Source organism: Corallococcus sp. M7, from assembly GCF_054512695.1.
This window is the reverse complement of the sequence record NZ_CM137252.1, coordinates 7,182,635-7,197,408: the sequence shown is the minus strand read 5'-3', so window position 1 is coordinate 7,197,408 and position 14,774 is coordinate 7,182,635. Positions and strand designations below refer to the sequence as shown.

9 protein-coding genes are annotated in these 14,774 nt (G+C 73.1%); 7 read left to right on the top strand and 2 right to left on the bottom strand.

Annotated features, from left to right (window positions below; all coding sequences use genetic code 11):
* Positions 1 to 3: 3 nt before the first annotated feature.
* Positions 4 to 717 carry a purine-nucleoside phosphorylase gene (gene deoD / locus ACX114_RS28705; RefSeq protein WP_206791364.1) on the top strand — a complete coding sequence of 238 codons (714 nt, stop codon included), beginning with the start codon at positions 4 to 6 and terminating at the stop codon, positions 715 to 717.
* Between the two features lie 12 nt (positions 718 to 729).
* Entirely contained in the window at positions 730 to 1,620 is an 891-nt protein-coding gene (locus tag ACX114_RS28700; protein WP_459289709.1) for an alpha-ketoglutarate-dependent dioxygenase AlkB, read from the top strand.
* A gap of 296 nt (positions 1,621 to 1,916) precedes the next feature.
* On the opposite strand, the gene ACX114_RS28695 is transcribed toward ACX114_RS28700, so the two are convergent.
* Positions 1,917 to 4,259 (bottom strand): RIO1 family regulatory kinase/ATPase domain-containing protein, encoded by a 2,343-nt coding sequence (locus tag ACX114_RS28695; RefSeq protein WP_459289707.1) that lies wholly within the window; start codon positions 4,257 to 4,259, stop codon positions 1,917 to 1,919.
* Positions 4,260 to 4,555: 296 nt separating this feature from the next.
* Here ACX114_RS28695 and ACX114_RS28690 point away from each other — a divergent pair, with 296 nt between their 5' ends.
* A complete protein-coding gene (locus ACX114_RS28690) occupies positions 4,556 to 5,293 on the top strand; it encodes a L,D-transpeptidase family protein (protein WP_459289705.1) in 738 nt (245 codons plus the stop codon).
* A 69-nt stretch (positions 5,294 to 5,362) separates the two neighbouring features.
* Positions 5,363 to 6,862, top strand: coding sequence for an amidase (locus ACX114_RS28685; protein WP_459289703.1), 1,500 nt, complete (start codon positions 5,363 to 5,365; stop codon positions 6,860 to 6,862).
* A 1-nt stretch (position 6,863) separates the two neighbouring features.
* Here the strand turns inward: ACX114_RS28685 and ACX114_RS28680 are convergent, their stop codons facing one another.
* On the bottom strand, positions 6,864 to 8,348 hold the full coding sequence (locus ACX114_RS28680; protein WP_459289701.1) for a TonB C-terminal domain-containing protein: 1,485 nt from the start codon (positions 8,346 to 8,348) through the stop codon (positions 6,864 to 6,866).
* A 180-nt stretch (positions 8,349 to 8,528) separates the two neighbouring features.
* On the opposite strand from ACX114_RS28680, the gene ACX114_RS28675 reads away from it, so the two are divergent.
* The 3 genes from ACX114_RS28675 (at position 8,529) to ACX114_RS28665 (ending at position 14,769) form a co-directional block, all read left to right on the top strand.
* Complete coding sequence (locus ACX114_RS28675) at positions 8,529 to 11,660, top strand: tetratricopeptide repeat protein (RefSeq protein ID WP_459289699.1); 3,132 nt, start codon at positions 8,529 to 8,531, stop codon at positions 11,658 to 11,660.
* Between the two features lie 66 nt (positions 11,661 to 11,726).
* A complete protein-coding gene (locus tag ACX114_RS28670) occupies positions 11,727 to 12,593 on the top strand; it encodes an NAD-dependent protein deacetylase (RefSeq protein WP_459289697.1) in 867 nt (288 codons plus the stop codon).
* A 157-nt stretch (positions 12,594 to 12,750) separates the two neighbouring features.
* Positions 12,751 to 14,769 carry a protein kinase domain-containing protein gene (locus ACX114_RS28665; protein WP_459289695.1) on the top strand — a complete coding sequence of 673 codons (2,019 nt, stop codon included), beginning with the start codon at positions 12,751 to 12,753 and terminating at the stop codon, positions 14,767 to 14,769.
* Positions 14,770 to 14,774: the final 5 nt, after the last annotated feature.

Genomic DNA, 14,774 nt, shown 5'->3' with positions numbered 1-14,774 from the left:
TCCATGGCAACTCCGCACATCTCCGCGTCTCCCGGTGACTTCGCTGAAGTGATCCTCATGCCGGGCGACCCCCTCCGGGCGCGCTACATCTCCGAGCGCTTCCTGGAGAACGCGCGCTCCGTCACGGCGGTGCGCAACATGCTGGGCTTCACCGGCACCTTCCGGGGCAAGCGGCTGTCGGTGATGGGGCACGGCATGGGCGTGCCGTCCATCTCCATCTACGCGACGGAGCTGGTGAGGAACTACGGCGCGAAGGTGCTCATCCGCGTGGGCAGCTGCGGCGCGCTGCGCACGGACGTGAAGCTGCGCGACGTCATCGTGGCGATGGGCGCGGGCACGGACTCCAACGTGAACCGCATGCGGGTCATGGGCCACGACTTCCCGGCGGTGGCGGACTTCACGCTGGCCCGGCGTGCGGTGGAGGCGGCGGAGAAGCGCAACAAGCCGGTGCGCGTGGGCAACGTCTTCACGTCCGACCTGTTCTACCACCCGCAGGAAGCGCTCAACGCGACGCTGGAGAAGATGGGCATCCTGGCGGTGGAGATGGAGATCGCCGGCCTGTACGGCGTGGCCGCGGAGTTCGGCGCGCGGGCGCTGTCGCTGCTCACCGTGTCGGACCACATCCGCACCGGCGAGCACCTGTCTCCGGAGGACCGTCAGACGACGTTCGACGAGATGATCGAACTGGCGTTGGACGTGGCCGCCTCCGAGGCGTGAGGACCTGAGCACATGGCCTTGCCGCCCCGCAGGGTCCCGGGTTCCCCGCTGGCGCGCAAGGCCGCGCAGCGCACGCCGGGCCATCACTACAACGCGAGCTTCCTGAACTCGGCGGACCGCGCGGAGATATTGGCGTGGCTGGGGACGCTGCACCCGCTGTGGGAGGAGCGCTACTCGAAGCACTTCCCACCGCCGGAGGGCCAGCAGCAGCGGCGGTTGCTCCGGCCGGTGTACTGGCTGGGCAACTGGCAGTTCGCGTGCCTGGACTACTACCGGCCTCCCAAGGGCGTGCACAACCGCTGCGTGAAGGCGGAGCCGTTCCCGGCGGTGCTGCAGCGGCAGATTGAGAAGGTGGAGGCGCTGGCGCGGCGGATGTTCCGGGGCCCGGACATGCCGCAGGGCTGGCACCTCAACACGTGCCTGGTGAACTTCTACGGCAGCCGGTTGGAGGACGGGCGCTGGGTGGACACCGCGCGCGTGGGCGAGCACAAGGACTTCGAGCCGGGCCCGGTGGCGTCACTGTCGCTGGGCGAGCGCGCGCTCATCCAGTTCGTCACGTCCACGCGGCCCGGCGAGCGGGACGCGGTGGTGCTGGAGCAGTGGCTGGATGACGGGGCGCTGCAGCTCTTTGGTGGGGCGCAGTGGAAGGAGCAGACGTTCCACCGGGTGCAGCGGGTGGACACGCGCGCGGGCCACGTGATGCCGCCGGAGCTGCCGGACTTCCGCACGCGGCGCATCAACCTGACGTTCCGCTACGTGCCGGACGTGCACGTGACGCCGTTCGCGAAGCTGAGTCCGGAGGCCCGCGAGGACGTGCGTCCGTACATGGAGACGCTCGCGAAGGGCAGCCGGTTCTTCCGCGATGAGCTGGCGCGCGAAACGCCGCCGGTGAAGGCGGAGTAGGGCGGGCACCTCCCGGCTGGCGCGGTTCAAAACCTGTCCGACTGTCGGACAGGTTTTCGCGGTCCGGCTGTCGCACGAAGTCGCCGCTTACGGCGGATGCTGGGGGAGACCTCGCGTCCTTCAAACTTGTCCGACAGTCGGACAGGTTTTCGCGGTCCGGCTGACGCCGGGGCTCCTGGCCACGGCGGGTGATGAGGCCGTCCAGGGGGCATCAAGACCTGTCCGACTGTCCGACAGGTTTTCGCGGTGTGCCGCTGGCGGGGGAGGCCTGGTAGGGCGCTCCCCCCGCCCGAAGGCTAGGAGGAGCCCGTCTCGGGATTCGAGGACGAGGCCGCGGGCGGGCGGGCCACGTAGCTCACCTGGGGCGCGGAACCCCGGGACGAACGTCCCGCGCCGCGCTCCGGGCCCTGACGGGGCATCCGGGGACCGTTGTTGGGCAGGTTGCCCCGCGCCTCGCGGGGACCCGAGCCGCGGCCGTTCTGGCGTGGCTCGCCGTTCTCCTGCGGGGCGCCGTCCTGGAAGGAGCCGTTGTTGCGCGGAGGCCGGCCGTTCATGCGCGCCTGCGCCCCCGGACCGTCCTGGCGAGGCCCGCCGTTCTGCTGCGGACGCCCATTCGCGCGCCACTCGTTGCGCGGAGGCCGGCCGTTCTGAGGTTGCGACTGGCCGTTCACACCCGCGTCTCCGTCGTGCGGCTGGCCATTCACGGCCGCCTCGCCTGCATACGGCTGCCCGTTCTGGCGCGACTCACCGCCACGAGACTGGCCGTTCATGCGAGGCGGCCGGCCATTCTGCTGCGCCGACTGACCGTCGCCGTAGGCCTGGCCGTTCGTGCGCGGGGGCCGGCCATTCTGCTGCGCCGACTGACCGTCGCCGTAGGCCTGACCGTTCGTGCGCGGGGGCCGGCCATTCTGCTGCGCCGACTGTCCGTTCTCGCCGTAGGTCTGTCCGTTGGTGCGCGGCGGCCGGCCGTTCTGCTGTGCCGACTGACCGTCGCCATGGGCCTGGCCATTCGTGCGTGGCGGCCGGCCGTTCTGCTGGGCCGACTGACCGTCGCCGTAGGTCTGTCCGTTGGTGCGCGGCGGCCGGCCGTTCTGCTGTGCCGACTGACCGTTCTCGCCGTAGGCTTGGCCGTTCGTACGCGGCGGCCGACCGTTCTGCTGCGCCGACTGACCGTCGCCGTAGGCCTGTCCGTTCACGCCCGCCTCACCGCCGCGGGTCTGCCCGTTCATGCGGGGCGGCCGGCCGTTCTGCTGCGGAGCCTGACCGTTTTCGCTCATCGCCTGACCGTTGGTGCGGGGCGGCCGGCCGTTCTGCTGCGGCGCCTGAGCGTTCTCGCCCACGGGCTGACCGTTCATGCTCGCCTCGCCGTTGGGCTGGCGCGGCGGACGTCCATCCCGGCGCGGTTCGTTGCGCGGACCGCCCTGCTGCGGACGCCCGTTCAGGCGGGCATCGCCCTGCGCCACCGGGGCGCTCTGCGCCGGAGCGCCGTTGCGCGGACCGCCCTGCTGCGGACGCCCGTTGCTGTTGCCGTTGGGCCGGTTGTTGCCTCCACCCTGCGGCGGACGCGCTCCCGCGTTCTGCTGGGGGCCACCGTTCGCGGGCCTCGGCGCGTTGCCGTTGCGCGGCGGCGGCTTGCCACCAAACCCACCGCGCCGACGCCCATCCCTCGGGCTCGCCGTGACGATGGGCCGCCCGCGCTCGCCGCCACCCTGGCGCAGCACCAGCGCTTCCAGCGCGCGCAGCTCCGCCTCCTCCGCGCTGAGCCCTTCCTCCACCTCCACCACGGGCGCCGGAGCCGGACGGACCTCGTTGCGCCGGGCGTCCTCCTGCTGGAGGAACCGCTCCTGCCGGAAGCCCTGGCGACCCGCGCCTCGCTGACCTCGCGGCGCCTCGCGGAAGGTGCCCGACGGCACGTAGTCCGGCGTCAGCTCGCGCCGCACGTAGGCGTTCCAGATTTCGCCCGTGTCACCCGCGCGGCCCGCCAGCCGGGTCGAAAAGCCCGCCAGGTACTGGCGCACGTTGTCCAGGTCGCGGCGGAAGTAGAACTCCGCTTGGCTGTTGCGCGCCGCCGCCACCGTCTGCGGAAAGTCGATGATGGTCGGGCCGTTCCCGCTCATCAGGATGTTGTAGGGCGACAGGTCCCCGTGAATGAGGTCCGCGCACAGGGTGCGAATCACCTGGGCCCGCAGGTCCAGGTAGAGCGCCTCGGCCTCCTCAGGGGTCTGGGGCGGGGCCTCCACGAGCCGGGGCGCGGGCTGGCCTTCCGCGTCCAGCACCAGCTCCATCAGGAGGATGCCCTCGTAGAACATCACCGGCGTGGGCACGCGCACGCCCTGTGCGTGCAGCTTGTAGAGCGAGTCCGCTTCCGCGTTCTTCCACGCCTCTTCCGCGGCGGCCTGCCCGAAGCGGCTGCCCTTCTCCATGGCGCGGCGCGTGCGCGAGTTGCGCACCTCGCGGCCTTCCTTGTAGCCGGCGTTGTTGCGGAAGTTGCGCTCGTGGCGCTCCTTGTACAGCTTCGCTGCGACGACCTGGCCGGCGTGCTGGACGAGCCACACCTCCGCCTCCTTCCCCGTCTTCAGCTGGCCGATGACGGCGTCGATGATGCCGTCGGCGAGGAGGGTCTCGAGGGAGTCATTCATTCTTAAGCAAAAGGCCGGAACGGCACGGGGCGGGGAGCATCCGTCGCTGCGCACACCGGCGGCCCCTGCTCGCCATGATGCACGTTGGAGATGAGAACACCGGGCCGCCCCTGGTTTCCATCGCCGTTACGCTGAACGTCATCCAGAAAGCCCACGGACCGCTTGCTAGCAGCTTGGGAAGCAGGGGGCCAGGGGTGCCCCCGTGCCATGAGCCTGTTCGCCGCCCACCCCTGCCCAGGGACCGGATTGACGTCCGCCCGGCGTCAAACGGTTTTCAGTCAAGGAGCATTCCGCCCATGAAGGTCCTGCTTGCCTGCGGTGTCCTGTTGGCCTCCCTGTCCGCCCACGCGGAAGACCGGGTCGCGGCGGCCCGCAAGCGCCAGACGGCCGGTCTTGTCCAGACGTTCAAGGCGGCGGGGCTGTCCTGGCCTCCGGAGGAGCTCTACCTGCGGGCCTTCAAGGTCGAGCGGGAGCTGGAGGTCTGGGCGGGCAGGCCCGGCCAGCCGCTGGTGAAGGTGCGCACCTTTCCCATCTGCGCGGCCTCCGGCGACGTGGGCCCCAAGCGCGCCCAGGGCGACCTGCAGGTCCCGGAGGGCTTCTACACGGTGGACCTCTTCAACCCGAAGAGCGCGTACCACCTGTCCCTGCGGGTGAGCTACCCGAACGCCCTGGACCGCAAGCAGGGCGCCGCGAAGCCCGGGGGCGACATCTACATCCACGGCGACTGCGTGAGCATCGGCTGCCTGGCCATCGAGGACGGCCCCATCGAGGAGCTGTACGTGATGGTGTCCGAGGCCCGCGCGAGCATGGGCCGCGACGTGCCGGTGCACCTCTTCCCGCGCCGGCTGGACGCGGCGGGGCTCGCGGCGCTGGAGGCCCTCTCCGGCGTCACCGACACGCGCAAGGCCTTCTGGCGCGGCCTGGAGCCGGGCTACCGCTTCTTCGAGGAATCCCGGCGTCCACCGAAGGTGAAGGTGGATGCCTCCGGGGCCGCCTACGTCGTGTCCCCGGCTCCCCAGGTCCGGGCGCGCTGAGGAGCTGGTAGAACCGGGGGCATGGGAGGGCCGCTCCGCGGGGGCCGGCCCCTGGGGGAGTGTTCGCACATGAATTCATCGGTCCCGCTTCAGGACTCCGGAACCGCCGGGGGCGCACGCGCGCTCGCCGCCCTCACGACGACGGAGCTGGCCGCCGCCCTGCGCGAGCGGCACGTCAGCGCGGTGGAGGTGCTGGACGCCTTCCTCGCCCGTGCCCGGGCGCACAACCCCGCGCTCAATGCCGTGGTGACGTGGGACGAGGTGCAGGCCCGGAAGCGGGCGGAAGAGGCGGACGCGGCGCTCGCCCGGGGCGAGCTGTGGGGCCCGCTGCACGGCGTGCCCTTCACGGTGAAGGACGCGTTCAGCACCGGGGGCCTGCGCACGACGTCCGCCCATCCGGCCTTCGCGGAGTACGTGCCCGCGCAGGACGCGACCGTGGTGGCCCGGCTCAAGGCGGCGGGGGCCATCCTCTTCGGCAAGACGAACCTGCCTCCGTTCGCGGGGGACTTCCAGACGGACGGGCCGCTCTGGGGCCGGACGAACAACCCGCATGACCTGGGGCACACGCCGGGCGGCTCCAGCGGTGGCGCGGCGGCGGCGGTGGCGGCGGGGCTCACCCCCTTCGAGGTGGGCAGCGACATTGGCGGCTCCATCCGGCAGCCGGCGCACTACTGCGGCATCGTGGGCCTCAAGCCCACGGAGCACCGCGTCTCCACCTTCGGTCACATCCCGGACCCGCCGGGCGGGCCGCGCCACGTGCGCCACATGGCGTGCGCGGGGCCGTTGGCGCGCTCGGTGGCGGACGTGCGGCTCATCCTGTCCATCATCGAAGGCGCGGATCCTCGCGCCCCGGAGGTGCCGCCCGTCGCGCCGGTGGGGGCCGCGAAGCCCCGGGCCTTGAAGGGCCTGCGGCTGGCGTGGGCGGACACGCTGGGACCCTTCCAGGCCGACCGCGAGACGCGGGAGCTGTTCCAGCGCTTCATCGCCGCCGCTCGCGCGGAGGGCGTCGTGGTGGAGCAGGCCGCGCCGCCGGGGCAGGACTTCACGGACCTGGTGGAGGTGTGGGGCCTGATGGAGGGCGGCGAGGTGGGCGCGCCCCTGCCTCCGCCCGTGCGCGAGGGCTACCAGCAGCAGTTCGTTCCCTTCGAACGCGACCTGCTGGCGAAGGCCATCGTGCAGGGCACGCGCGTGGACATGGCGGGCTACGGCACGGCGCTCAGCCGGCGGGACGTGCACATCGGCCTGCTGGAGGACTTCCTGTCCGGCTGGGACGCGTGGCTCGTGCCGGTGGCGATGACGGCCGCGCCGCCGCACACGCCGTTCGGAGCGCCGGTGGTGGTGGACGGCACGCCTCGCGAATACCTGGAGGCTTTTGGCGGGTTCACCTGCCTGTTCAACGCGACGGGGAGCCCGGTCGTGGTGTTCCCGCTGGGGCGCACGTCGGCGGGCCTGCCGGTGGGGGCGCAGCTCGTGGGGCGGCGCTGGACGGACGGGGCGCTGCTCGACGTGGCGGAGGCGCTCCTGCCCCTGGGCGGAGGCGTGCGGTGGCCCGCGGCGTTCACGCCCTGAGTCAGTAGACGCGCAGCAGGCGCGAGCGGCATTCGAAGTGCGGGTTGCGCACGTCGATGACGTAGACCTCGCCGGTGGTCTCATCGAAGTTGCCGGCGAGGAATCCCGCGGCGACGAGGCCAGCGAGGTAGACGCTGTCCGAGCCCTTCTTCATCTCGCTGACCTTGCGCACGTAGACGACGCGGCCCTCCACGGCCCACACGCTGCGGATGCCGTCCGTGTGCACGCCCATGGCGTCCGGGGGCGGCGCGGCGGCCTTCCCCAGCGCGGGAGGGACGGCCTGGAGCACGTAGTCGTCGTAGGCGCGATTGCCGCTGCGGCTGATGAGCTTCACCTCGCGCAGCAGGCCGTCCGGACCCTGGAGCAGCTCCAGCGTGACGGTGAGCTTCATCGTGCTGACGCCGTGGGCGAAGTCCTGGAGCTCCTCGCCCGCCTGGGAGAGGCCGCGCAGGCGGTTGTAGCCGGGTTCGTCGCGGGTGCGCTTCGCGAGGAGCTCGCCCGGCCTGGGAGGCTTGCGAGGCCCGGGCATGCTCCCGGGAGAGCCACTGGCGCCGAACTGCCGGGCCTTCTCCGCGTAGGAGTACATGAGCTGTTTGGGGAAGCTGGGCATGTCGAACAGGGGCGGGGCGTCCATCTGCTTCTCCAACTGCGCGCGCAGCTGGCCGAAGTAGGGATGGATGCGGCCGGTGTCCACGCGGTCGCGCGCGCGGCGTTCGTCGACGATGCCCTGCACGCGCTCCGATACGCGCGCGTGTTCCTGGGCGGCGAGGGACTCGGCGGACAGGCTCGGGTCGCCGGGGCGCAACGTGCGGCCTCCTCCCCGGGAGTTCTCCGGCGTCGTGATGATGACCCCCGTGCTCGAGCCGGGGGAGGGGAGCAGGTTCGAGGGAAGCGAGCCCGGAGTCGGCGCGCGTGGAGCATCCACCGTGGGCCGGTCCCCGTCTGGAGCGGGCGCGCGGGTCGCGATGTCCAGGCGTGGAAGGTCGTCCGCCGGAGCGCGCGGAGCGTCTTCAGGAGGCGCGGGCTCGCGCGTCGCGACGGGAGGCGGAGGCGGCTCCGAGGGGGCGCGAGTCGCGACGGGAGGCGGAGGTGGCTCCGCAGGGGCGCGAGTCGCGACGGGAGGTGGCGCCGAGGGCTCGCGCTTCGCGGTCGCTGGAGGTGGCTCCGTCGGCGCGCGCGGTTCACCGGGCGGCGGCGCGGACTTCGTCGCCACGGGGGGCGGTGCCGGAGGCGGGGCGTTCTTCGGCGGCACACGCGTCGCGATGCCGGACGGTGGCGTGGCGGGTTCCGGGACCGGAGGCGGTGGGACCGCCGGTGCCGCCGGGGTGACGGAGGGCGAGGTGATGATCTCCACCTCGACGGCCCTCTCGTGCATCCGGGCCGTGCGTCCGCTGGACGACGGATGAGGGTCCAGCGCCCACAACAGCCCGAAGATGAGGGCGTGCAGCGCCAGCGATATCAGCCCGGCCCATCCGAGACGTCGCAACCGCCACATCCTCGGAGACTTCCCAGAAAGCGCCCCCTGTCTCAACACATTGGAACGCGTGCGTTCGCGAACCGACGTCCCACCCGCCGAGCAGGCAACCCTTCAACGCATGAAACGTCCCGGGGGTGACTCGACGCCCGCCGTGACTCCTGATGTGCTGCCGCCCTCCACGTGCCTCCCATGCCCCTCGCCTGTCTGGACGAATCCACGTTCATGGACCTCCTGCTCGGGACGCTGCCCTCCGACAGGGCCGCGCTCGTCGACGAGCACCTGGACACGTGTCCCTCCTGCCGGCGCATGGTGTCCGAGGCGCTGAAGGTGCAACCGCCCGCGGACGCCTCCGGGCCCGCCGCTCCGGAGGAGGAGGTCCTCGACAGCCAGCTGGCGACGCTGGCCGTGGACCCGTGGCGCGGAAAGAAGCCGCGCCTGAGGCTGCCCACGCCGCCGCTCGCGCGCGGCACGGCGGTGGGCCGCTACCTCATCCTGGAGATGCTGGGCGTGGGCGGGATGAGCGTCGTGTACGCCGCCTATGACCCGGAGCTGGACCGCCGCGTCGCGCTCAAGCTCCTCCAGGTGGAGGCGCTGGGGCTGGGCGCGGAGGCCGGACGCACGCAGGTGCTGCGCGAGGCGCAGGCCATGGCCCGCGTCTCCCACCCGCACGTCGTCTCCGTCTTCGACGTGGGCACCTTCGGCCGGCAGGTCTTCCTGGCCATGGAGCTGGTGGACGCGCACACGCTGCGCAAGTGGGAGCACGACGGTCCGCACCCGTGGCGCCAGGTGGTGGAGGTCTTCCTCGCCGTGGCCCGGGGGCTGGCCGCCGCGCACGCGGTGGGCGTCGTGCACGGCGACGTGAAGCCGGAGAACATCCTCGTGGGCCAGGACGGCCGCGTGCGCGTCACCGACTTCGGCCTGTCGCGCATCATGTTCGGCGCGGTGGTTCCGCCGGTGATGCCGGGGACCCACACGCACCCTCGCGCCATGGAGGGCGGTACGCCCGCGTACATGGCCCCGGAGCAGTTCCCGCCGGAGGAGCGCACCGACGCGCGAAGCGATCAGTTCGGCTTCTGCGCCGCGCTCTATGAAGGCCTCTACGGCGAGCGCCCCTTCGCGGGCGCCACGGTGGAGGAGCTGTCCCAGGCGGTGCACGCGGGGCGCGTGAAGAGCGTGCCCCGGCACTCCGGCGTGCCCCAGTGGCTGCGCAAGGTGGTGGTGAAGGGCCTGTCGGTGAAGCCCGAGGACCGCCACGCGTCCATGGAGGCGCTCATCGCCGCGCTGGAGTCGGACCCGGCGGCGCGCCGGACGCGGCGGCTGCGCGTGGCGGGCGCGTCGCTGCTCATGCTGTCCGCGGTGGGCCTCACGCACGTCCTCAACCGCCGCGATGCCACGGGCTGCGAGGGCGCCGCGCGCGCCATGGACGGCGTGTGGGACGCTCCCCGGCAGCAGGCGGTGGAGGCGGCCTTCGTCGGCACCCAGCGCCGCTTCGCGCACGACGCCTTCCGGCACGTGCGCCGGGGGCTGGACGCGTACACCGCCGCGTGGGTGACGACGCGCACGGCGGCCTGTGAGGCCACCCGCGTGCGCCACGAGCAGAGCGAGGCGGTGATGGCGCTGCGCATGCGCTGCCTGGACGCGCGGCTCGCGGACGTGGCCGCGCTCACGCAGTTGTTCACGCAGGCGGACCCGGACCTGGTGGAGCGGGCGCCCCGCGCGGTGGAGGGGCTGACGCCGCTGGCGGGCTGCTCGGACGTGGAGGCGCTGACGTCGCGCGGCCACTCCTCACCCGACGACCCCGCCGCCAGGGACCGCACGGTCGCGCTGCTCCAGGCGCTCGTGGACGCGAGGGCGCTGCGCGCCGCCGGCCGCTATTCGCAGGGCGTGGCGCGCGTGGAGCCGGTGGCCCAGTCCGCGCGAGCGGCGGGGGACTGGTCCGGCGCGGCGGACGCGCTGCTGCTGCTCGCGGAGCTGAAGGACGGGGCCGGGGACTACCGGGGCGCGGAGGCCACGGTGCTCCAGGCCGCGTGGACCGCGGAGGCCGGCCGCAACGACGACGCCGCCGCCCGGGCCTGGACGCTGGCGGTGCGCGTGACGGGCGAACGGCTGGACCATTACGCCCAGGGACAGCAGGCCGCGGAGCGCGCCAGCGCCGCGGTGGAGCGGCTGGGCGGTAGCAGGGAGCTGGCCGGCGCGCTCGCCATGAACCTGGGCCGGTTGTTGTCGCGCCAGGGCCGCTACCCGGAGGCCCACGAGCAGCTCACCCGCGCGCTGTCCTTCCTGGAGAAGCGCTTCGGCCCGGAAGCCCTGGAGGTCGCGGACGTGCGCGTGGAGCTGGGCACCGTGCGCCGCTCGCAGGGGCGCGCGGAGGAGGCCCTGAGCCTGTACGAGCGCGCCCTGGGCACCGTGCGCGGAGCGCTGGGGCCCGAGCACCCGGACGTGGCGCGCATCCGCCTGGAGCAGGCCAGTGTGCGCTGGCAGCAGGGCGACTTCGTGCAGTCGGAGCGGCTGGCCCGGGGCGCGCTGGCGCTGCTGGAGCGCTCCTTGGGCCAGGACCACCCGCAGGTGGCGGACGCGCTCAACAGCCTGGCGCTGGCGCTCCAGTACCAGGGCAAGCGCGAGGAGGCGCTGCCCCTCTACGAACGCGCGCTGAACATCGCGGAGAAGACGGAGGGGCGCGACAGCTCCACGGTGGCCATCATCGTCAACAACATCGGCACGCTGCTGGTGCACATGGGCCGGCTGGAGGAGGCCACCCAGCGCTTCGCCACGGCGCTCGAGCAGGTGGAGAAGAGCCTGGGCCCGGACCACCCCACGCTGGCGCTGGTACTCCGGGGCATGGGCCAGACGCTCAGCTACCGCAACCAGCCGGACCAGGCCCTGCCGTACTTCCAGCGCGCCGCCGCGCTCCAGACGTCCCTGCCGGACGACGTGAACGGCGGTTGGACGGGGGCGCTGGTGGACCTGGGGCGCACGTACATGGTGCTCGGCCGTCCGCGCGAGGCGCTGGCCCCGCTGGAGAAGGCCGTCGCCGGTTGGGAGCGAGCCCGGCCCCGTCCCGCGGAGCGCCCCGCCGCGCGCTACATGCTGGGCCGCGCGCTGTGGGACGCGAAGCAGAACCCGGCTCGCGCCGTACAACTCGTCGCCGAGGCCCGCCAGGAGGCCGCCGCGCTGCCCGACGAAGAGTCCTCCGTGCCGGAGCTGCGCCAGGCGATGGACCGCTGGATCGCCAGGCTGCCTCCCGCCGCGCGCAAGGACATCAAGGCCGCCATGGCCACGCCGAAGCCCGCGGACCCCGCCCGGGACGCGCTCGTCCGGTAGGCGCCGGGTCGGAAGCCCCAAGGCCCGGGAGCGAGCGCGAACGGGCCACGTTATACGGAGGGTGGAATGACGCTCCTCACGGACTCCCCTGTCGCCGCCCTCCCGTCCGAAGCGGGTGTGGACGCCCTGGCCAAGCTGCTGCGCGGACGCCGCGTCGTGGTGCTCACCGGAGCCGGAATCAGCACCGAGTCCGGCATCCCCGACTATCGCGGCCCGGAGACGCGCCACAAGGTGCGCAACCCCATCCAGCACCGCGAGTTCCTGCACCAGCCGGAGGTGCGTCAGCGCTACTGGGCGCGCAGCCTGCTGGGCTGGCCGCGCTTCACCACCGCCCGGCCCAACGACGCGCACTTCGCGTTGGCCACGCTGGAGAAGGCGGGCGTGGTGCCCGGGCTCATCACCCAGAACGTGGACGGCCTGCACCACGCGGCGGGCAGTGAGCGCGTGCTGGAGCTGCACGGCGCGCTGTCCCGGGTGCGCTGCCTGGCGTGTGGCGCGCAGGAGCCGCGCGCGTCGCTCCAGGCTCGGATGCTGGGCCTCAACCCGGACTTCGCGCACACCGTCGTGGAGCTGCGTCCGGATGGCGACGCGGAGCTGTCGCGGGAGGCCGTGGACGGCTTCCGCGTCCCCGCGTGCACGCGCTGTGGCGGGACGCTGAAGCCGGACGTGGTGTTCTTCGGCGACAACGTCGCGGCGCCGCTGGTGCAGGACGCGTTCGCGCTGGTGGAGGAGGGGGACGCGCTGCTGGTGGTGGGCTCGTCGCTGACGGTCTACTCCGGCTACCGCTTCGTCACCCGCGCGGCGGAGCGGCACATGCCCATTGGCATCCTCAACATCGGGGAGAGCCGGGGCGACGGGCTCGCGGATGTGCGCGTGGAGGCGAAAGCGGGGGAGGTCCTTCCCCGGTTGGCCCAGGCGCTGACCCGCACCTGAGACGTTCCTCCTCCCACACCGGGCGTGCAGCCGTGCCCCGGGGCTCCAGGCATGGCACCGAATGGGAACGCCAGGGGAGGGGCCAAGTGTGCCATCATTCCCGGCTTCGCGAGGCACGCGCCCTGTGGCCGTGCCCGGGAACGGAGACACAGGGCCGATGGAGACCGGGCGCCCGTTGGGCGGCAGGTACGCGCTGGAGCGCAGGATTGGCGGCGGTGGCATGGGCGCCATCTGGCGCGCGGTCGACCTGCAGCTCCAGCGGCACGTGGCCCTCAAGCTCATCGCCTCCGACGTCGTGGCGCGCACGCCGGAGGCGCACCGCCACTTCGAACAGGAGGCCCAGGCCGTGGCCCGGCTGCGCCACCCGCACGTGGTGCAGGTGCATGACTCCGGTGTGGATGGCGGCGTGCCGTACATCGTCATGGAGCTGCTGGAGGGCGAGGACCTGGAGACGCGCCTCACCCAGCAGGGGCGCCTGTCGCCGGCCCGCGTGGCCGCGCTCGTCACGCCGGTGGCCCGGGCGCTGGCGGCGGCGCACGCGGCGGGGCTCGTCCACCGCGACCTGAAGCCCGCCAACCTCTTCCTCGCCCACGTGGACGGCGAGGAGGTGGTGAAGGTGCTCGACTTCGGGCTCGCGCGCTCGCTCAGCCCCAGCGGCGCCCCCGCGCAGGCGGAGGGGCTCACCGGCACGCTGCGCTACATGAGCCCGGAGCAGCTGCGCGCGGATCCGGACCTGGACGCGAGAGCGGACCTCTGGTCGCTCGCGGTGGTGCTCTACCGCGCCCTCACCGGCCAGTTCCCCTACGGCGCGGAGTCCGTGGGCGCGCTCCTGCGCGGCGCCTTCCACCCGCCCGCGGTGCCTGTCTCGCAGCTGGTGCCGGAGCTGGGCGCGGCCGGTGACGCCTTCTTCCAGCGCGCCCTGCACCCGACGCTCGCGCAGCGCTTCACCTCCGCGCGCGAGCTGGCCGCCGCCTTCGTCGCGCTGGTGGAGGCGGGCCGCGCGGGTCAGGCCGCCACGGTGCTGGTGGTGGACGACGAGCCGGACGTGGAGCTGCTCATGCGCCAGCGCTTCCGCCGGCACGTGCGCGACGGCGTCTACCGCTTCGTCTTCGCGCGCGACGGTGAGGAGGCGCTGGAGGCCCTGCGCCAGCACCCGGACACGCACGCGGTGCTGTGCGACCTGAACATGCCGCGCATGGACGGGCTCACCTTCCTGTCGCGCGTGGGGGAGGTGGATCCGCTGGTGAAGGTGGTCATCGTCTCCGCGTACGGCGACATGCCCAACCTGCGCACGGCGATGAACCGGGGCGCGTTCGACTTCCTCGTCAAGCCGGTGGACCTGGACGACCTGGAGTCCACGCTGGCCAAGACGGTGCGGCATGTCGCCGAGCTGCGCCGCGCGGTGCGCTCCACGGAGGAGAACGCGCTGCTGCGCATGTTCGTGCACGGCGGCATCGTGGACCGGGTGCTGCCCCTGGTGCGCGGCCCGGGCGGGCTCGCGGGCGAGCAGGTGGACGCCACGGTGGCCTTCCTGGACGTCGCGGACTTCACCGCCGTCACCCGCAAGCACCCGCCGGAGTCCGCGCTGCGCCGGCTCAACGCCAACTTCGAGGTCATCCTCCCGGAGCTGGAGTCGCGCGGCGGCGTGGTGGACAAGTTCCTGGGCGACGCGGTGATGGCCGTCTTCCAGGGCGAGGGCCACGTGTCGCGCGCGCTGGACGCCTGCCTCGCGGTGAAGCAGCGGCTCCAGGGCCTGGCTTGGAGCGGCGGTGACGCGTCTCCGTACGCCCACGGCGTGTGCATGGGCGTGGACACCGGGCCGGTGCTGTCCGGCAACGTGGGCGCGGCCGGGCGCGGACGCCTGGACCACACGGTGCTGGGCGACGTGGTGAACACCGCGGCCCGGCTCGCCACCGTGGCCGCGCGCGACCAGGTGCTGGTGAGCGAGACGCTGGCCGCACGGCTCCAGGACGCCTTCGACTGCCGGCTCGCCGGGGACCGCCTCCTGCCGGGGCATGGAGGCCCGTCGCTCGCGGTGCGCGAGGTGGTGGCCCGCCACGGCAGCCAGTCCGCGTCCTCCGCGGACCGCACCTCCGAACAGGTGGCCCCCGCCGTCCTGGAAGCGCCCTCGGCCCCGCCCCGGCCCGGTGCGTTCACGGCCAAGGGGCCCACCTGATGCCC